Origin of the sequence: Zhouia spongiae, from assembly GCF_022760175.1 — a bacterium.
GTDB lineage: Bacteria > Bacteroidota > Bacteroidia > Flavobacteriales > Flavobacteriaceae > Zhouia > Zhouia spongiae.
In genome coordinates this window covers 3,342,655-3,363,135 of record NZ_CP094326.1, presented here as the reverse complement: position 1 = coordinate 3,363,135, position 20,481 = coordinate 3,342,655, and the positions used below count along the sequence as shown (strand labels likewise).

Here is a 20,481-nt window from a genome sequence, read left to right as displayed (position 1 = left end):
TTGTAATAAGAATACATTATTATTATGAAGGTAACAGTATGTGAAATTGGACAATTTTTTTCAATTGTAAATTTTATTATTAATAAATGATTAAACAACTTACCTTGGTTGGATATGATTAATTACCATTAATGTGAACTTCAAATAACATAATCTGTAAAAGAGCTAAAATAATTTCTTATTTATCCTGTTAAATGGTCTATATATTTCTTAAAAGTATTTTAAATATTAAGAAAACAAGATTAATGTTCAAATCAACGATTTGAATTCTAAAGTCAAAATTCAAAATTCAAAAAACTAAATCCTATAATAATATGCTTAAAAAAATAAAGACACTTACAAAAATATCCAATGTAGAAATTATTGCTTACTCCCTGTTATCTATGATTTTAGGTATTACAAGCTTTAGTTTCGTTATTCTTTTAAATTCGATGATCGAATTATTACTTATTAATGGATATATAGAGAGAGAAAGTTTTTATTTAATGACATTTATTGGAATAATAGCTCTGTTTTTTACTTTAAAAAGAGTTTTGTCTGGAGGAATAATTAATTTATCTCAAGAAATATATTGGAATGTTAGAAAAACTATTATTAATCAGGTTTTGAAAGCTCCATTACGCAAAATAATAGAAAATAAAGATCAAGTTTACTCTATTTTAACTAGGGATGTAGGAAATATTACAAGCGGGTCATTACTATTAATAGATTTTGTATCATCAATAGTATTGGTAAGTTGTTGTTTTTTTTATATGGCTTATATATCATTGAGCTTGTTTCTAATTAGTTTTACAATCATATTTATTACCGTGGGGATATACCTTATCAGAAATAAAAAAAGCCATGAAAAATTTAATAATTCAAGAAATCTAGAAAAGAGTTTTATAAGGCTATTCAACTCTATCTTGAATGGTACGAAAGAAATAAATTTAAACCCGATTATTGGTCAAAAACTAAGCGCTAAAATCGGAAATATAATAAATAATGCAAGGTCTCATGATAAAGGAGCTTTAATTGGGTATCTAAATACTCAAGTTATGGGACAAATATTATTTTATTTCTTAATAACCTTTATTGTTTTCTATTCATCTTCTTTACTCAAAGTTTCAATAGAATCTTCGATCAGTTATATTATTGTATTAATGTACATGTTGGGACCTATTGGAATGATTATGACAGCAGTTCCTGTTATGAATAAAACATTTATCTCTTTAAATAAATTAAATAATTTAATGACTGAATTAGAAATAGTTAATAAAAATGTTAATGTCGAAGAGCGGGTCAGTAAACAAGTAGAATTTAATAAGCTTGAGTTTGAAAATTACTGTTTTTCTTATGGTAAAGACCAATTTTCAATTGGACCTATAAATTTAAATATAAATAAGGGAGAAGTAGTTTTTATTTACGGGGGAAATGGGAGTGGTAAAACAACATTGTTCAATACAATATTAAATATTTATCACCCTAATAAGGGTAAAGTTAAATTAAATGATGAATTGTGTAATTTGGAGAACCTAATTAATGTTAAGAGTTTATTTTCACCTGTCTTTAGTGATTTTTATCTTTTTGAAGAAATGTACGGAATAGATAATGTTGATACTAAAAGAGCTCAGGAATATTTGCGAATTTTTGAAATAGATAAAAATGTTACTATTCTTAATAATAAATTTTCCACTATAGATTTATCTGTTGGTCAGCGAAAAAGGCTAGCGTTAATAAATGCCTTATTAGAAAATAAACCAATAATAGTATTAGATGAGTGGGCAGCAGATCAAGACCCAATTTTTCGCCAGAAGTTTTATAAAAAGATAATTCCTTATTTATTAAAAAATGGATTTACGATATTAGCAGTGACCCATGATGATAAATATTATAATTGTGCGGATAGATTATACAAGATGGAGTATGGCCACCTTATAGAAGTTAAAGAAATTGTTACATTAAATTAATTTAAATAATTGTAAATGCTAAAACCGGATTTAATTTTATTGCATTATGCTGGGGGAAATGTATATTCTTTCAATTTTATCATGCCTTATTTAGAGAAGAAATTTAATATTATACCCATAGAACTCCCGGGTAGAGGAAAAAGGATTAAGGAGAAACTATTGTTTGACAAAAATTTAGCGGTACGGGATGTTCTGAATCAAATATTGGATAATATTGGGTCAAACCAATTTATAATTTATGGTCATAGCATGGGAGCCAGTTTGGGGTTTTCTGTGATTTCAGAATTGGAAAAAAGAAAATTCTATCCTCTCTGTTTTGTGGCATCTGGAAATCCAGGACCTAATATTAAAAATGATATACAAAGGTATGATTTACCTAAAGAAAAATTTATATCTGAATTGAAGTTATTGGGAGGAATTGAAAATGAGATTATAGAAAATAAACAATTATTTGATTTTTTTGAGCCAATTCTTCGAGCTGATTTTGAGATTGTAGAAAAGGAAAGCGATTTGAATGGTGAAATTAAAATTTCGACACCTATTTACGCCCTAATGGGAGATAAAGAAAAATTTTGTTGTAGTATTCAAAATTGGAAAAATTATACTACGTCAAATTTTAAATATAAGCTGCTTTCTGGAAATCATTTTTTTATTTATGATCATCCAAAGGAGATTGCCGAATTCATTAAGGAATCGTATGAAACACAATGTATGTATAAAGGTATGTTCTCATAATACATTTTAAAATCATATGAGTTTTACAAGTAAGATTTCATTTGAAAACCTGTCTTCATTCCAAAATATTAGAATAAGTTCTGGTAAGAATCTAATACTTTTTACAAAAGTAGATAAGGAATTATGTTTAGATGAGTGGGACTATTATTTAAACTTTTTACCAGAATTTCTACAAAAAGATATTATTAAATATTATAGATGGCAGGATAGGCAAAATACATTATTTGGTAAATTATTAATTTATGCAGGTTATTATATGATATATAATCGTAAAATAGATTTTAATAATTACTCAAAGAGTGCTTATGGAAAACCACAAATGGAGAATATAGGTTTTGAATTTAATATTTCACATAGTGGGGAAATGGTTGTTTGTGCTTTTTCGAAAGAAAAAGTGGGAATAGATATCGAACAAATTATTGATATAGATATTGAATGTTTTAATTCAGTTTTTACATCAGATGAATTTAAAGAAATAAAGAGTAAAAAGGGGTTCAAATTTTATGAATATTGGACGGCCAAGGAGGCTGTTGTGAAGGCAATTGGGTTAGGACTAAGTCTTCCATTGTCGGAAATAAGAATAATGCGAGATTACGTAAGTTATAAGGACATTAAGTGGTTTAAAGAAAAAATAATTTTTGACAACTATTTTTGTACAAACGTCTCTCCTGTTAAAAGTGTAAAGAGTGATATTATTGAGGTGAAATTTTAAATTAATTCCTTTAAAAAGTATGAGAACTTTTTCAAATGTACTTTATAATGACTTCCTCCCAAAAATGTAAGCTTCCCCTAGTTTGAACTGTTCGTTAGTACAATATTATCATTTATTTGATCTATCTCAACAAGGCTAGCCTTGTTGAGATTTTTGTTTTAAGTCAGGCTACAAGATGTATAGTCTTATATGTCTGTTAAGTTCCAAAAATGTTGTCGATTATCTTTATAAATAAACAATTCTTCTTCAACCCCTTCACTTAGGTTTGATAGCCATAGTAAAGCATTATCGGGTACTTCGTCAAAGTCAAGGTAATAAGAACTTGCAATTTTTTTTCCAAGTGATATCCACTTATTATCCCAATATAATAATTCATAAGTATCTCCAGGTTTTACATAATTTACATCACTTCTTGGAGCTAACAATAACTTATCGACAAAATGTTCTTTTCCAAAATCAAGCCCAATCCAGGATTGATTATTGTTGTGATTTTCAATTGTTGCATAACTTAAAAAATCATCATCAAGGATATTCTTACTTGGGGTATCTTCATCCGCAATAATGTATCCTTTAATTTTTTTATTATCTTTCAAGTACAACTGCATTTCAGCTAAATGCATAGGCACATCATTATCATTTATCACCCTTGCATATCGATACTTTTCATCAAGATTGAGATCAATTTCTCTGGGTTTAACAATAGTATCCTCACTTGATATCTCATATATATTTATTGGGTTTTTAAAATCAGAAGTCTTGGATAGTTGAAAAATTGCTCCTCTTAAGGTATTTCCAAAACCGATTACCTTTTTAATTAATTTTGTTTTTCTTGTTAAATGTATTTGTCTTTTATGAGATTCATCTGCAATATACTTACTAATTTCTCCACTTTTGTCGATGGAAAACGGATTAGAGGCAGGTATAAACTTGTTATCCTCAAGATATGCAATTAAAAAAATACATTCTCGTCCAACATTATTAAATGTGATTTTATTATTAATTACCTTCGAAAAAGCAATTGGATTCCACTTTTTATTATTAAAAATGCACAAATAGGCATTTGTAAAATTTTTGCCTTCATAATTATATAAATCCATATTAATATCCGTAGTTTCTATATATTGAGAAGTAACATCCATCAAATTTGGATTCTGTAAAAAGGTTTTATTTTCTTTTTCTTGTATCCTTAATTCAGATGTTTGCTCTTGTGTACTATACATATATCTATATATTTTGGCAATTTTATTTCTTAATTTATAGGATCCTGGGGATCCAAAAAAGAAATCTTTATCCGCGTATAGAATACTATCCTTATCATATGGAATGACACTCCAATAATGGTTACCACTGGAATTTGGCCAAATCGTAAAGTCAGTTGCCGTGGGAATACCTATTGCCCTCGCCTTAAAATTGACCATATTTGATTCTCCGATACATGTTGTCATTCTCCCTTTTTTAATATCTTCAATACTTAAATCCGCAGGAATCAGTGTTATTAAATTATGATCTGGATAAGTAGAAAAACTGTTGACGATATTTAAAATATCAGAAAACTTCAAGGAATCATTAAGTTTATTAGATAGGTTTTCCAAATATTTACTTCTCAAACTTATGTCAATAGGTTCATTTTTTGTCCTATACGGTAGTATAAATTCACAAAATGCTTCGAAATCTACATGTTTATTCCAAGGTTTATTCCAAACCTTAAAAGCTAAATCAATGTTTATAATTAAATCTTCAGAGCTAATTGTTTGGTCATCTAATTCCTTCTTAAAGGTAAACTTTCCTTGTGAGTTAAATATTTCATTCATTTTCGGAATATAATTCTCTTCTTCTACCTCAATTAAACTATCAGAATAATCTAGGATTTTTTCCCATTTTCGTCTAGGAATAATTTCGTGGTAATAATGATTGTTTATATTGTCAATAAGGTAGTAGGCAGCTTTTAATTTTAAACTATCCTTGGGATCCTGGAAATGATTTAATACTGCTTGAAAAGCTTTACGATTATCTTGTGGAGGATCCTCACAAGAAAATAATATGAATAATACGAAAATACAAATAACTTTTGGAGTCACAATACTAGAAAACTTTATAAAATACATTATGTTATTAAATTTAAAACTCAAAAATATAATATTTAACTGTGGCAATTTACGATTATATTCACTAAATAAATAAGGAAGGGACTACATTTAAGAATATAACTTTATCAAAAACAATCATAAAATGTTTTATTTTAATTAAACCCTTTTAAGATTACTTAATTAAAAAATATCACCTTAACTAGCAACCATAATTTTCGCATTTTCTTGGACTAAGAACAAAGAATTATGAAAATTAAATTTAATGTGCTTTACTAATTATTTTTTTAGGAAGGAGTTCATATACTTATGGGCATAATAGTTTTGATAGGATTTCTTATTTTGAAATTAAAAATGACGTTAAAACTCTATTATTATATAGATTTCTAAAAGGAGGGATTACCCAGTTAGATTATAATTTAAAATCTAATTATGGTGTAGTATATTCAATTGTGAACATCCTTTATTAATAAATTCTATAAACTAGGAGATAATAGTTTTACTTATCATCCTATTTAAAATATACTTTTATATTCTAAATGATCGTAAAAATAATATTATTATAATAATTGAATTAGAATTGATTTATATAGTAGAATTTAGCAAATTTTTTTAAAAATTGTCAAATAAAGATTTATATATTACCTCAATATATATTCTTTAAACTACTTTGGTGTGACTGAGACAGAAAATGTTATTTTAAGTTTTAATCAAAAGTTATAAAATTGAGAGATGTTCTTTAGTTTTGAATTAAGAGACTTCGCCAATTGGATAATATTTAAATTCTATGGGTTTGGAGCTCTAATTTCAACTCTGTTTTCTCTCTATTTGAAGGTTGAAATAATTACCTGAATATATGTTATCCCATTACAATAATAGGTTTTATATAATAAACAGGATTAATTTTGGATGGTATAAATTAATATAGGGAATAGGATCAATATTTCGCGATATTGTTATATCACTATATTTATTCGAATTTATACTTGCTTATTGTATTTTAAAAAATCAATTTAATTACGAAAATTTTATGAATGAATTTCTAAAATAAAAGAAACCATTTTCAAGTCCGTTACTTTTGTCAACTACCTTGAAAGAATAACTTTAATTGAATTTAAAGGGTCTAATTTTTCTTGGACTTTTTATTATATACCCATTTATTTCTATTAATTTATATCTAGATATAAATTAATAGAAAGGAACAATTGGGTTGAATACATAATATATCAAAACATAAAATAATACAATATAACAAATGCTTAATATTGCTTGTAAAATTGAGCTTGAGCGTTTAAATACCCCATATAATCCAACGGGTGGCAAAAATATAAGACATAGAAGTAATAACGATTTATTGTTGTACCATGAAGTTTGTTTGTTTGATTTACACATAGTTATTCTAGAAATTAATAATATCATTAATGGTAGTGAAAATTAAAAGGCCAAAAATAATTACCAAACCCGTTATTTGGATTGAAGTTTTTATTCTATCTGGCAATTCCTTTCCTATAATAGATTCTATCATTATAATAAGAATTTGGCCACCATCTAAGGCTGGTATTGGTAATAGATTTGTAATTGCCAATACTAGGGAAATAAGAGCGGTTATTTGCCAGAATTTCATAGCACTAAATTCATCTCCATATATTTTAGCTATACCAATTGGACCTGTTACAGACTTTGTTACTTCAATTTTATTAGCAAAAATAGCTTTAAACCCAGCTAAGTTTTTGTCTAACATGTCTATACTGGTCTTATAACCATAATATAATGCCTCTAAAATCCCATATTTTTTTGTTGTATAATGAGAATATGAAACAATTCCTAAAACGGAACTATAGTCAAATAAGGTGGACAAATTCAATTTTTCACCATTCCTGTCAATACTTATTTTTAGACTATCTTTATTATTGGACTTAAACAATAGTATATTTCGAATATCTCCAAAAACAGAAACTTCGTGGTTATTTATAGTCGTGATTACATCCCCCTTCTTAAGGCCTACATTATATGCAGGAGAGTTCTCAACAATTGAATCTATGGTGAATTTATGATTTGCATTTGAAAATAAGAGGGAGTTCTTTGAACGCATGTTTTCAAATACAGGTGGTGTTATTATAGTTTGAGTAGAACCATCTCTTATCACCTCTATTTTGTTGCTATTAAAGAGGTTATTTGGATATGCATCCTTAAATCTTTTTACTTTTTTATCATTGACCTTAGAGATAATATCTCCATTCTGGAATCCTAACGATTCCCCTGGTTCATATGCATAAATTCCTTCAGTAACGTTATTGTTCGGAAGGTAATTTTTTTCTCCAAAATACAGGATACCCCAATATATTACTAAACCCGTTATTAAATTTACAATTATACCACCTAATAATACAATAATTCTCTTCCATGCAGGAAAATATCTAAACTCCCATGGTTTAGGTTCCTGACTCATATGTTCGGTATCCATCGATTCGTCTACCATTCCCGAAATTTTGACATAGCCTCCAATGGGTAACCATCCCATTGAATACTCTGTTTCTCCTTTTTTAAACTTGAAAAGTTTAACATCAAAAAGATCCATAAAAATCACAAATTTTTCTACTCTCATTCCGAATAATCGAGCAAAAAGGAAATGACCCAATTCATGAAGAAACACTAATAGTCCCAAGCCTAGTATTAATTGTAAAATCATTATCATAATAAATCCATTTTTATAATAAAGATTGCAAACTTAAGGAAAAATAGTTTGATTTGAATAAATCATGGGATTTTAAATCTTTCGATTTATTATAAGTTGAAGTTGTAGGCTTATTACTCTAGTAGAAAACAAAATTTTACACTTTCTTTTTGGTTCAGAATTATACCTATTTAAAAATTAGATCCTCAAAGTCATATAATGTTAAAGTTTGTTAAAAGGTGAGGGGATAGGTGTCAGTTAAAAACTGTTGATTTGGGAGCCCTAATTATACCTATAAAAGTCTAGTTTTTGATATTCTCCCCGACTCCACGATTAAGCGGAAAGCCTGTACGGAAGTGCAGGCTTTTGTGTTTTTACAGGGCATACAAAGTCTGCTTTGTCAAGCCGTTAAAAACACAAAAGGCATAAGCGTAGCTTGTGCAGCTTTCCATTTACAGGACTGGATGCTGTGGAGATCACGATAGTAATCACGATAAACAGCTTGGTTTGTCAAGCGGTTTAAAAAGCAAAATCGCATTTTACTTCTCTTATAATCGACCAACACTAAATGTAAAATACTATATTTGAAAGTGCTTTTATTTAGGGGAGTCTTACAGTAGTATCTCATTAACTGTGTAAAGTTTAAATTTTATACACTGATGAAGAAAGAAGATTTTCTAAACGCTGTTATTTTTAAGGAAGCTATTTCTTTTAGCTGTATGAATAACTACCGATTTTGATATATGGCGTTAGCCCTTTCTGATCATTTTTAAGGAAAACCACCCTAGCAATAATACGATCATTGTCATGATGATCCACAACCATGTTTTATTTTTAAAAAGAGGATCAGTCACTGATGTTTCTTCTTTTTCTATTATTATTTCGGCTTCTGGATTCAGTACAGTCATTGTTTCAGGAATACGATCCGTGAAATGTTCAATATCGTAACTCGCTCTGGAGGCTTTTGTATTTCCGTAGGTCAGGAAATAAGATGCCCGTTTTGTAAAACGAGCAATTAGTTCATGTTTATATCCTTTTACTTTAATTTTATCTATTGTTAAAGGTTGATTGTCATGATTGTCAATATAGATTTTTAGTTTATGGATAGTGGTGCTTTTAAACTGAAACTCGTTTTTTTCCATGGAGTTTATTATTCCGGTAGTCAGCGTGCCGAAATTATATTTCCAACCTTGTTCCGTTTTAAGGCTGTCGGTTAAATATTTAATTGTCACAGGACGGTAATAGTCAAAAGTACTTGGAACATCTATTTTAATATGGCTTATCCGAACAGGTAATTCCAGTTTAACATCAATTTCAGTCTGCTTGGTCTGCCTATTCTCTTTTATATTAAATTTCTTGACGCTGTATTTCACGAATGTCCCATCCGTAATATCATTTTGGGTAATACTTGCAGCCCTTAATTCAGGTTTCTCCTTGCTGTCTATATGTATACGGTAAAAACGATATTTAGAGAGTGGAAAGGTCAATTTTGTGAATTGAAACTTAGTCTGATTATTTTTAATTGACAGAATCCGGTAATTATCAACCACAGTAAACCACTCGTTCTGATCTTGGCTGCCTTCCAGAGTTATCTGCCAGTCAAAGTTTTTTTGCTTAAAATCCAACTTAATTTGATTGATAGACTCTTTTGTAGGGATTTCAAATGTGAAGTAATACCCCTTCTCGTTATGAGAAGTATTAAACATTTTAAACGTCACATCCTTGCTCGATGTTTTTTCAGTAGCAATGCTCAGTATATAGGGGACTTCAATGGTGTCATTACTTTCAGTCAACCCAAAAATCCGGATATCTTTTAGGTGCTGAGAAGTCTTGCCAAAAAGCTCTTCAGGCAAAACAACCTTGTGCCATTGTTCTGTAATGCCTTTTAATTCTCGCTTATAATTATACGCTGACATTTGTCCATAAGAAAATGAACTTGCCGCAATGAAAATCAGGCCAAATGATATACTAATGAGGTGTTTCATCCGAAATAATGTGTTTGTATTTGTTGTACAAAAATGAAATGATCAGGAGGAGTACACCTAATGACACAAATACAATGGTTTTTGCAATGGTGTCAAGATGAGAAATATCGTAGAAAAATAGCTTGATAAGCGTTAGCCCAAACAATACGATGGCGGTAATTCTCAAATGTTTTTTCTTTTTCCAGATGCCAAAAGCAATTAGAAATAATGAATATATACCCCAAAGTATGCTCAATCCGAGTTTGTACGATGATACGGATTCAGCGATATCCATCCAATTGATTAACTCGCTGCTGCTAATCCATAAAACCGAGGTATGCAGCAAAATGTCAAAGGTTCTTTTCAAATTACCTCGCATAAATTTTTGCCGAAGATAGTTGTGACAGGCAACCAGTGCCAGAGCAACAAACGCAAATGAGACATATCTTACTCCAAGGTTAAAAACCCCACTTTGATAATAGTCCGATAAAGTCTGCTCTAAATAGCTTTCCCGTAATTCGCTCAATACATATAGTCCTTGAGTTAAAAAGACACTAAGAGTTAAAACAATCAGGCCAAGATTAATCCACCCTAATTGTAAATTTTTCAATTTTCTGAAATTTACGAAAGCAAGTAAAGAAAGGAAGAGAAGAGAATAATTGATGATCCAAATGACTTTGAACTTGATCAAATCATAATTTCGATAGTAATTTGGGTACTGCATATCTTCAGTGTTAATTGTAAGTTCAGAATCCATGTAAAGCTGATTCCAGTAATTCGCAATTTCCAGTCGAAAACCGAAGTATATGGTAAAGAGCAGAATTGTCGGAATTAAAAAGGAAATGATTTTTAAAGTTCCCTTTCGAGCTGCCAACGCAGGTAAATATTTCTTATTACGATTCAGTATGTTGATGAAACCGAAAGCTGCAGTAAATAACATGGAGGTTAAGAAATTGATGTTGAAAATCGGGGTGACTTTTGTTTCGGGTCTTTCAGGATTATAACTGTTATAGATGATCATCCAGTCTTGAACGATGCTGAAAAACGCCAAAATCATTAACGGGTAGGATAACTTTTCATAGATTGATACATTTTTGGTCCTACCAATCCAGAACAACAAAGCTGCTTCACCTGCCCATAGCAATGTAACCCAGTTACTGTCAAGCTGAACAGGAATGGCAATAGTGATAAAAACCAACACTAAGCCTGAAACCAGGTAAGATATATTTCGGTCTGCAAGTTTTTTACGGTAAATAATTGCACTGACAATAAAATGAATAAGAGCATTACAAAGAGTAAACAAACCTAATAATTGCTCTCCGGTCTTATGACTGTCAAGAATGGCATAACCAATTCCATAAAAAATAAATGAGTTGGCGAGCAACAAGATAAGATCAATAATCTCAAATTTTTCCTTTTGAAGTAATTTATATGCTAGAAATGTTAAATAGAATATGGAAAAGAATATAGATATAAACGTTAGCGCTAATCCAAAATGTTCATCCGTTTTATATGTAAACACATACCAGGAGAAACATATCAACCATGTGAATGCGAATGAAGAATAATAGAGTGGCTTCCAGTATTTCTTGAAGGCAATAACAAGAATCCCGATATTAATAATTGCCATGTAGGTAAATAAGATAGCTACTTTCCCTGATCCTTCACTCAGTAAGAACGGAACAGCATAAGCACCAACCAACCCGATATGAGCAATTACCTGCCTGTTATAATTTAAAGCAGCCACAACAGTAAAAGCTGTAAAGGCAACCATCAATATAAAACCAATACCTTGGGGAATCAGGCCATAAAAGCTATAGGCGGAATACGTAATGAAATATAATATTGCCATTGCACCACTAACCAGGACAGCACTATAACTTTCATATTTTTTCCTCAATCGCATACCGAATGCTAAAAGTCCTAATCCTGTTAAATACCCTAGGATTATTCTTGTAAGCGGACTGATTAAATCGTGTTCGATAGAATATTTTGCACCGATAGCAACACCAATAATGGTAATGGCAATTCCAATTTTGTTAATTAGATTTTCCCCAATAAATTTTTCAATGTCAGATTTTCCTTTTGGGGGCTTGCTTATTGAAGGGGCTGTTCGTTTCTGGGGTTCCCGTGGCTGTGGTTGGTGGGGGCGATAGTCTACAGTTTCTCTTTTTCTTTCTATTTCAAAGTCTGTAACCATCTCAGGTTCGTTCTTTCCTGTAACTTCTTTTTCTGTGTTCAGCGCTGTCTCTGTAGTTTGAAGCTTTTGAAGCTCAATTCTCAAATTATTGATTTCTTTTGAAAATACATCCTGTCTTTTTAAAAGAATCTCCAGTTTGTCAAAAAGCTGATTTATTTTGTCTTGATTGTCGGTCATATTTTTTTGATGTGTGGCAACAATTGCGTAAACACGATATAATATTTATCTTTAAAAATTTTACCTACAAATCTAAAAGAATTTTATTTAAATAAAATTCCTACTTCATATAGTTGTGTAATTTCCTTGCCATCTTTTGTTTGAACGCACTTGTTTGGGCATCGTTGCATAAGTCTTCTTAATATTATAGTTTAAGATCTATAGCGACATACAACTTTAAAATGTACCTGAAGTATATTGAAAAACACAGTAAAAGTGGAGTGGTAAACATACAAGATGCAAATTCCTCTTTAAAAGTAATGATACAACGTATTATATTCCTTTTAAACCATATCAATTTTAGCTTAGAACTATAAACTATATCACAAAATAAAATGTACTAATGAATAGTTCTGATTAAGGGAATCCGAGCAAAAAACACTTGAAAATAAAGGAGATCAAAGAAAACCTGGTAAATCCTGATTTTGATAAAAGTTAAAAACCAATTCTTAGAGGGGATTTTCCCCTCTAACGAATCAGTTGATTAAAGTACAGAACAAATTACCCCCTAAGCCCTGAACTTTTTAGTGGCTATACAAAAATAATGATACTGTAAGCCTTTTGTTAAATTAAATCCATACAGTTTTTACGGGTAATCCTTACTTATGGTGAAAAATCCGGGAGGGACTTCAATAATCCGTCCTTGAATACTGTTTTGATAAAGATAATTGGTTTTAACTTATTTGCAATCAGTGATATGAGGTGTGATAAAAAAAGTTTCTTTTAAGGATGCTCCCTACTTTTTGTAAGGACATTTGGGCGGCTTTTAATGGAATAAAACAATAGCTTGCAAATCTGTAAAGATTACTGATATTGTTTTGAAAAGCTATGTAATTATTGAAAAAGATAAAAAGGTGTCAGCAGTAATTCAAAGTGTTTGTAGTGAAGAAGGCTTTGAATCGTACGGCTGTTTCGATAATTATGAAGACGGTTTAGATGCCATGTTACAACACAGCCCTGATGTAGTCTTTATGGATGTGGACAGTTCAGACGATCAGTTAAAAGAGTTTCTTCTTGACTTGTCTGATTGTTTGGAAAAGCTTCCCGCTTTAATAGGTCTTACCGATACTAAGGATAAAGGATATTTTGCAATCAAGAATAATTTTACGGATCTGCTCTTAAAACCGATAAAGATTCTGACTGTCAGAAGATGTCTGGCCAAATACAATAAACGCTTTTCCAGCCTGCAATCCGGAGTTATTTGTCTTAGGTCCAACAAGGACTTTAATTACCTGAATACGGCCGATATTCTTTTTTTGAAAGCAGACAATAATACCACCGATATATACCTCGAAGACAACTCAGTAATTCATTCGTATAATACCCTAAAGGTTTTTGAAGATCGTTTGCCTGAGAATTTTAAAAGAGTACATAAGAGCTATATTATTAATAGTGATTTTGTATCGAGGATACATTATGGTAAAAAAATATGCCTAATTAGAAAAGGAGCATATAAAGTACCTTTTACCAGGACCTTTGTTCATAATGTCGATACTATCAATAGTACATATTCCGACAACTCCATATTAACCCTGAATTAGTATTTCACCCTCAGAAAACACCATTTGCCTACTAACGGCCGGTGTTTCACTATAATAGTAAAAAATAGAGATCAAAACCTTTATTAACGTAGTAATTTCGTCTTGAAGCTTCAGGCGTTAACACGCTTTTCATTGTGCACAATAAGCCCGCATAACGTGTGTGGGGAATCTGTTTATTGTTTAATTTTTAAAGTATTAGCACAAATGAAACGTTTTAAAAAAATTGTTTTTCCCTTACTGGTTATGGTTTTGTTCTTTTCATGTACCAATGATAAATTAAAAGAGCAGGATGCAATGTATAAAGAGGTTATACAGCCGGATTTTTACGGTTCAGATGAAACTTCAGACGATACAACCATTCCGTCTGATGATCCTGATGACGGAACTACCGATGACACCGGGGATGGTGATGGAGATGGCACTGATCCAGATAATAAAGAATAATTTCAATAAAAAAAGCTTTTAATGTGTACATTAAAAGCTTTTTTTATTTTTGTTTATATCCTAAAACCTTGAAGCGATCAAATACTTTTATAGAATATTTTACATCCTTTCTTCTTTACTATTCGGCTGTGATGATTTTAAAGAGGAACAAAACCAGGTGAATGTCCCGGCAGATAGCGTAGATGTCTGGATAAAAAGCGCAAAAAAAAAGGAATATGATTTACCGGAACGTAAAGCGTTCCTGGATAAAGCCAGAATATATGTCGAAAATAAGGAGGACTCAGTCGCAGCCAGAAAATTAAGTGAAATAGCATACCAGTACTGGAAATTAAAGGACACTGTTGCCTATAAGGAACTTAATCATAAAGCACGTTTGTGGGCACTTAAGAACAGAGATACGTTTCTGTTGGCTGATACCCATTGGAGTGATGGAACTATATTTAAACAAATAGAAGTTTTTGATTCGGCTTATTTTCATTTTAATATAGCCTACAAGTATTTTGAAAAACTTAAAAGGGATGATTTAGCGGCCAATATGCTCTATGGGATGGCGTTCGCAAAGGGGAGGTTCAGGGATTATACAGGTGCAGAAGTTTTAATGTTTAAGGCCATTACAAAATATAAAGGGGTGAAAAATTACAAGAATTTATATTCCTGTTATAATCACTTGGCTATTCTTCAAAGAGATATTCATGCCTATGAAAAAGCGCTCCATTACCATGGCATAGCCCTGAATTATTTAGAAATGTTGGATAAAAAGGAGCATAATAGACTTATCCAGTTCAGTCTAAATAATATGGGTTTGGTGTATAGGGATCAAGGGAACTATCAGAAAGCTTTATCTTGTTTTAATCGTGTATTGGGAAATGTGAATCTGGAAAAAGAAGAAAGTAACCATTATGCACGGGTTCTGGATAATAGGGCGTATTGTAAATTATTAAATAATGATACTTTAGAGGTTAAAAACAACATGCATAAAGCTCTTGGAATTAGAGAGCATAATAATAATAAAAACGGGATTGTACTTTCTAAATTACATTTAACGGAGTTTTACGCATATGCCGGAGACACTTTGAGCGCAAGAAAATATGCCTCAGAGGCACAAATACTGGCAAGGGAAGTTAAAAATAGCCGCGATTATCTAAAAGCACTGCAACTATTATCCGAATTGAATCCCCGGCAATCAGGAAAATATTTTAAAACCTATCTTAATTACAACGATAGCTTGTTAAACGTAGAGCGAAATACGGTTAATAAGTTTACAAGGATTGATTTTGAAACCGACGAATATATCAAAGAGAATGAGCGTTTAAGTGAACATAGAAAATGGTTGATTGCTTCCGGGGTTGGGGTCTTGTCAATACTCTCACTGATATACTATATCAGGGTACAAAGAATCCGCAACAGAAATCTTTTACTGGAGGCAGAACAACAGAGAACTAAAGAGGAGTATTACCAATTAACCATTAAGCAACAGTTAAAGCTGGAAGAAGAAAAGCGGAACGAACGCAATAGAATATCGGCCGAACTGCACGATGGTGTACTTAGCGATCTTTATGGTATTCGAATGCAATTAGGTTTTTTAAACTTAAAAAGGGAAGAAGAAGTGAGTAAAGAGTTTGAAGATTATCTTGAAGAATTACAAGCTGTAGAAAATGAGATCAGGAACGTTTCCCACCGGTTAAATTCGGATACAGAAAGTGTCATTGGTGATTTTAATTCAATATTAAGGAGTTTATTAGATGATAAGTCTTCGATAGGTGGATTTAAAAGTGTATTACAGATAGAAGAAGGCTTGAACTGGGAGGTGATCGATGAAGAAATCAAACTTAATTTATATCGGATATTACAGGAGTTATTGCAAAATATAGTGAAACACTCCAAGGCAGATAAAGTAATAGTAGCTTTCGGATTAAATAATGAGGTCATCAGGATGAGTGTAAAAGATAACGGGGTAGGTTTTGAAAATCATAAGGCCAAGAAAGGTATCGGACACAAAACCATTAAATCGAGGGTAAAAAGAATAAGCGGATTATCAGAAATAAAATCCACCCTTAATAAAGGAACCGAGGTAGTTATTTTAATACCGGTAAAATATAGCTGACATGGGAAAAAAGACATACGTTGTATTATTAATAGATGATCATCCGTTAATAAGAAGCTCTTACAAAGAAGCCGCAAAGTTGGTAACAACTATAAATGAAGAACTCTTTTTTATTTACGAGGAAGCAGGAGATTGTGATGAAGCAATGGAAAAAGTGAAGGCGATTTCCGAAAGGGGAATAGAGGATTGCCTTGTTTTTTTAGATATCAGCCTGCCCGCAAGTGAAGACAAAAGCATGGTTTCGGGAGAAGACCTGGGAATCCGGATTAAGTCGCAATTACCCGCAAGCAAAATTATCGTATCAACTACTTTTAATGATAATTACAGAATCCATAATATTCTTAAAAATTTAAATCCCGATGGTTTTTTAGTGAAGAACGATACTACGCCGAAGGAGTTATTGAATGCTATCCGGGACGTGATTTTTGACCCTCCTTATTACAGCAAGACCGTTTTAAAGCTCCTGCGGAAGAAATCTTCAGAAGTATATCTGTTAGATGAGACAGACAGGAAATTGTTATATGAGTTGTCCTTGGGGACTTTAATGAAAGAGCTTCCGAAGATATTACATTTATCTATAGCCGGCGTTGAAAAGAGAAAAAGGCATTTGAAACTTTTGTTTAATATAGAGTCTTCGTCTGATAAAGAACTCTTGTCTGTTGCCAGGGAAAAAGGGTTTATCTGAATTAAAGGAAAAATCAAAAGCACCTGCTTTAAAAAATGCCAAGCTGCCTGTATGGTTGGTCATGAACCAGGTAATTTCCAAATTAAAATAAGACGGAAGGTTTTATATGATTGCAGTACAACCGGTTAACAGATATAGTTTATCGGTTCATTAGGCCTGAATAATTTACTTTTTATTATCTTAATAAGTGCAGCAACATGGTAATGGTTGCTTCAAATATTCGGCCATGAAAAATAAATTAAAAAAGGAACTGGGGTTATTCGATGTTTTTGCAATTAGTACTGGCGCTATGTTCAGCTCCGGTTTTTTTTTACTGCCCGGCATTGCATCACACTATACAGGAGCCTCTGTATTTTTGGCTTACATACTTGCTGGGGTTTTAATATTACCGTCCATGTTTAGCATTGCGGAAATTTCTACGGCTTTACCCCGGTCGGGGGGAGCCTACTTTTTTCTGGATAGAAGCCTGGGACCTTTAATGGGAACCATAGGAGGCCTCGGAACCTATTTTGCATTGATGCTGAAAACGGCTTTTGCGATTATAGGTATTGGTGCATATGCCACGATATTTTGGGAGGTGCCGACAAAAATAGTAGCTGTCGTATCAACACTTTTATTTATGACGCTAAATTTGGTGGGAGCCAAGAAGACCTCGGCTTTCCAAAAAGTATTTGTAGCGTTCCTGCTGGTTATTCTGGTTACGTTTATTGTAGACGGGGTTTATATAATATGTTGCGGCGATTCCATCAACGAAGGAACCCTTGATGCTAATTTTACGCCATTCCTGTCAGAGGGAGTAGAAGGACTGTTCACGTCGGCTGGTTTCGTTTTTGTTTCATACTTGGGGCTTACCCAGATTGTCAGTGTGGCAGAAGAAATTAAGAATCCGGAAAGGAATATTCCCCTGGGTATGATATTGTCCTTGCTTGTAACGGGACTTATTTATGGCCTGGGAGTTTTTATAATGGTCGCTATGATTGAACCTGAAACATTTGCAAATGAACTGGCGCCCGCCGCTGTTGCAGCATCACAAATGTTTCACTGGCTACCTGATAATGCAGGGGTTTTGTTAATGTCTATAGCTGCACTCGCCGCTTTTGCTTCAACAGGGAATGCGGGACTTTTATCTGCATCGCGCTATCCTTTCGCAATGGGACGTGATAAATTACTGCCGGCCATGTTGTCAAAGATAGGGGGTAAGGGTACTCCGGTGACAGCCATATTGTTTACAACAGCATTTATTATTCTATTCATCTTGTTATTATCAGAAGAAGGGATTGTTAAACTGGCCAGTACGTTCCAGTTGCTCATATTTATTTTTATTAATTTTTCCGTTATTGTTTTCAGAAAAAGCAAAATAGAATCGTACGACCCCGGTTACTTGTCTCCCCTTTATCCGTTTATGCAAATCATCGGAATAGTAATCTCGTTTATATTGATTGTTTATTTAGGCTGGATGCCGATTCTTTTTACCGCAGGAATTGTCATATTGGGATTCATTTGGTATAACTTTCATGCCAGGGGCAAAGTAAAGCGGGAAGGTGCTATTTTTCACTGGTTTGCACTTTTGGGTAAATACCAGTACGATGAGCTGGAAAATGAATTAATGACCATCTTGAAGGAAAAAGGACTCCGCCAGGGAGATCCGTTTGATGAAACGGTAATTAAGTCTAAAATAAGCATGTTCAAAACCCCGGTTGATCTCGATAAGGTATTAAATAAAGTGTCTGATTATTTTGCAGTTGAATTGGGGAAGAACAAAGAGATTATTAAAGAGAAGTTCCTGCATTCATTACACGATGATGCTGTAATAAGCTTGCCCGGAGTTTTGATTTTCCATACGACCTATGAAGATGTTTTACATCCATCTATGCAGGTCATTGTTTCCAGAACACCGATCTCCGGTGACATACCTTTTAAAGACAGGGAAGTAAAACTCCCCATATACATTTGTTGTTTCCTGGTCAATACGGATGAAAAACCAAAGCAACAACTACGCATGTTATCCAGGTTGGTGGATCTTTTGGAAAGAGAAGATGTGGTAGAAGCCCTGTTAGAGATGGATAGCCACAGGGAAATTAAGGAGTATCTGTTACAAAACGAGAATTTTGTGAGCGTAAAATTATTAAAGGAAACATCACAAAGTGCCATGATTGGCCGTCAGTTAATGGAAGTGGAATTGCCGGAAGATGTTTTGGTAGCCCTGATAGAAAGGAATAACAAGACTTTTGCCCCGAACGGTTCTACGGTCTTGCAGGAAGACGATATACTTACCATATTGGGAGCATCCGGTTCCATTTCAAAATTGTTTAAAGGGTATATGGGAACTGAAATAGAAAAACGATAAAAACATAAAGAAGGATGCCGGGTATAGCCTTCATGGTTTTCTTCACAAGCATATAAGAACACCCTTTCTTCCTTCCGTTTTCTTGTTTTACCCTCCTAATCCGGTAGGGTTATGCATAAATAATGACCCTCCGGCAGATATCAGATTTCTTCTAAAAAAAAGCATTTAAAATACTGGTGTTTTAATCAGTTTTTATAACTTCCCTGATTTCCTTGTAAGAAAATTTTCTTAAGAATTTTTTGTATAAATAAAAATTAAATCATTACTTTTAGATATCAGTAAATATTAAATCCCCCTGTGCGCGCTTATTTAGTGTAAACAAAAATTTATACCATGTATCCAATAAACCTTACATATTATGAAACTACTGTTTACCCATTTATTGTGCTGGAGGGCTTGTCTTGCGCTATCTGCACTTTTTTTATATCAGGATGATACAAATCCGCAAACTACCGTTTTTGTTGATCAAATAATCGAAAATGCTGATGTTCCTTTGGCTATAATCGACGCAAATCAAAAAAACAAAGCTGATCTTGAAGCCGGCCCGGAAATATTCAATGTACCGGGCGATCATGGCGTTTATATAGTGTCGGAATTTCCTATGGCCTTTCCTGTCAACACAATAAGCCATGCTACCGTTGATGTAGGTAATAACCTTCTTCCGAAGGTATTGTCGGAAGACAGTCCGGTGCATGCTTATGGGAAGATCTGACCAAAGAAACGATCTTATTTTAATCAAGGATTTATAAATAGAAATTTAAGGATGCTGTTCCGGTAATTACCGGAATACTTCGGAGTCGGTTTTTTCATATGCCTGTCCTTTTTC

Annotated in this window: 13 protein-coding genes; 9 read left to right on the top strand and 4 right to left on the bottom strand. The window is 32.4% G+C overall.

The features are described 5' to 3' along the window. The first annotated feature begins 314 nt into the window (after positions 1–314). The 3 genes from MQE36_RS14565 to MQE36_RS14555 are packed head-to-tail and all read left to right on the top strand — an operon-like array spanning position 315 to position 3,396. Positions 315–1,949, top strand: coding sequence for a cyclic peptide export ABC transporter (locus tag MQE36_RS14565; protein WP_242936709.1), 1,635 nt, complete (start codon positions 315–317; stop codon positions 1,947–1,949). A gap of 15 nt (positions 1,950–1,964) precedes the next feature. Next, on the top strand, positions 1,965–2,684 hold the full coding sequence (locus MQE36_RS14560; protein WP_242936708.1) for a thioesterase II family protein: 720 nt from the start codon (positions 1,965–1,967) through the stop codon (positions 2,682–2,684). Between the two features lie 16 nt (positions 2,685–2,700). Then, complete coding sequence (locus MQE36_RS14555; RefSeq protein ID WP_242936707.1) at positions 2,701–3,396, top strand: 4'-phosphopantetheinyl transferase family protein; 696 nt, start codon at positions 2,701–2,703, stop codon at positions 3,394–3,396. Positions 3,397–3,581: 185 nt separating this feature from the next. Here MQE36_RS14555 and MQE36_RS14550 read toward each other — a convergent pair whose 3' ends face one another. The 4 genes from MQE36_RS14550 to MQE36_RS14535 form a co-directional block, all read right to left on the bottom strand. Then, positions 3,582–5,501, bottom strand: a complete 1,920-nt coding sequence (locus tag MQE36_RS14550) for a discoidin domain-containing protein (RefSeq protein ID WP_242936706.1) — start codon at positions 5,499–5,501, stop codon at positions 3,582–3,584. Positions 5,502–6,879: 1,378 nt separating this feature from the next. Further along, positions 6,880–8,175, bottom strand: coding sequence for an RIP metalloprotease RseP (rseP, locus tag MQE36_RS14545; protein ID WP_242936705.1), 1,296 nt, complete (start codon positions 8,173–8,175; stop codon positions 6,880–6,882). 728 nt (positions 8,176–8,903) lie between these two features. Continuing rightward, on the bottom strand, positions 8,904–10,139 hold the full coding sequence (locus tag MQE36_RS14540) for a DUF3999 family protein (RefSeq protein WP_242936704.1): 1,236 nt from the start codon (positions 10,137–10,139) through the stop codon (positions 8,904–8,906). Beyond that, the gene (locus tag MQE36_RS14535) at positions 10,123–12,495 is read right to left on the bottom strand and encodes a DUF2339 domain-containing protein (RefSeq protein ID WP_242936703.1); all 2,373 of its coding nucleotides are present in this window, start codon (positions 12,493–12,495) and stop codon (positions 10,123–10,125) included. The genes MQE36_RS14540 and MQE36_RS14535 overlap by 17 nt, the downstream gene beginning before the upstream one ends. An 857-nt stretch (positions 12,496–13,352) precedes the next feature. On the opposite strand from MQE36_RS14535, the gene MQE36_RS14530 reads away from it, so the two are divergent. The 6 genes from MQE36_RS14530 to MQE36_RS14505 all read left to right on the top strand — a co-directional run bounded on the left by MQE36_RS14530 (position 13,353) and on the right by MQE36_RS14505 (position 20,367). Then, entirely contained in the window at positions 13,353–14,075 is a 723-nt protein-coding gene (locus MQE36_RS14530; RefSeq protein ID WP_242936702.1) for a LytR/AlgR family response regulator transcription factor, read from the top strand. A 204-nt stretch (positions 14,076–14,279) separates the two neighbouring features. Continuing rightward, complete coding sequence (locus tag MQE36_RS14525; protein WP_242936701.1) at positions 14,280–14,519, top strand: hypothetical protein; 240 nt, start codon at positions 14,280–14,282, stop codon at positions 14,517–14,519. A gap of 157 nt (positions 14,520–14,676) precedes the next feature. After that, complete coding sequence (locus MQE36_RS14520) at positions 14,677–16,623, top strand: tetratricopeptide repeat-containing sensor histidine kinase (RefSeq protein ID WP_242936700.1); 1,947 nt, start codon at positions 14,677–14,679, stop codon at positions 16,621–16,623. A gap of 1 nt (position 16,624) precedes the next feature. Then, positions 16,625–17,308: a response regulator gene (locus MQE36_RS14515; RefSeq protein ID WP_242936699.1), complete on the top strand. Its 684-nt coding sequence runs from the start codon at positions 16,625–16,627 to the stop codon at positions 17,306–17,308. 226 nt (positions 17,309–17,534) lie between these two features. Beyond that, positions 17,535–19,655 carry an amino acid permease gene (locus tag MQE36_RS14510; protein WP_242936698.1) on the top strand — a complete coding sequence of 707 codons (2,121 nt, stop codon included), beginning with the start codon at positions 17,535–17,537 and terminating at the stop codon, positions 19,653–19,655. A 358-nt stretch (positions 19,656–20,013) separates the two neighbouring features. Next, positions 20,014–20,367: a hypothetical protein gene (locus MQE36_RS14505; protein WP_242936697.1), complete on the top strand. Its 354-nt coding sequence runs from the start codon at positions 20,014–20,016 to the stop codon at positions 20,365–20,367. The last annotated feature ends 114 nt before the right edge of the window (positions 20,368–20,481 follow it).

What these genes read in the sequence shown, in the direction of transcription:
- MQE36_RS14565 (WP_242936709.1), top strand. Translation starts at nt 315, where the DNA reads ATGCTTAAAAAAATAAAGACACTTACAAAAATATCCAATGTAGAAATT.
- MQE36_RS14550 (WP_242936706.1), bottom strand. Translation starts at nt 5,501, where the DNA reads ATGTATTTTATAAAGTTTTCTAGTATTGTGACTCCAAAAGTTATTTGT.
- MQE36_RS14515 (WP_242936699.1), top strand. Translation starts at nt 16,625, where the DNA reads ATGGGAAAAAAGACATACGTTGTATTATTAATAGATGATCATCCGTTA.
- MQE36_RS14555 (WP_242936707.1), top strand. Translation starts at nt 2,701, where the DNA reads ATGAGTTTTACAAGTAAGATTTCATTTGAAAACCTGTCTTCATTCCAA.
- MQE36_RS14560 (WP_242936708.1), top strand. Translation starts at nt 1,965, where the DNA reads ATGCTAAAACCGGATTTAATTTTATTGCATTATGCTGGGGGAAATGTA.
- MQE36_RS14540 (WP_242936704.1), bottom strand. Translation starts at nt 10,139, where the DNA reads ATGAAACACCTCATTAGTATATCATTTGGCCTGATTTTCATTGCGGCA.
- rseP (WP_242936705.1), bottom strand. Translation starts at nt 8,175, where the DNA reads ATGATAATGATTTTACAATTAATACTAGGCTTGGGACTATTAGTGTTT.
- MQE36_RS14535 (WP_242936703.1), bottom strand. Translation starts at nt 12,495, where the DNA reads ATGACCGACAATCAAGACAAAATAAATCAGCTTTTTGACAAACTGGAG.
- MQE36_RS14505 (WP_242936697.1), top strand. Translation starts at nt 20,014, where the DNA reads ATGAAACTACTGTTTACCCATTTATTGTGCTGGAGGGCTTGTCTTGCG.
- MQE36_RS14525 (WP_242936701.1), top strand. Translation starts at nt 14,280, where the DNA reads ATGAAACGTTTTAAAAAAATTGTTTTTCCCTTACTGGTTATGGTTTTG.
- MQE36_RS14510 (WP_242936698.1), top strand. Translation starts at nt 17,535, where the DNA reads ATGAAAAATAAATTAAAAAAGGAACTGGGGTTATTCGATGTTTTTGCA.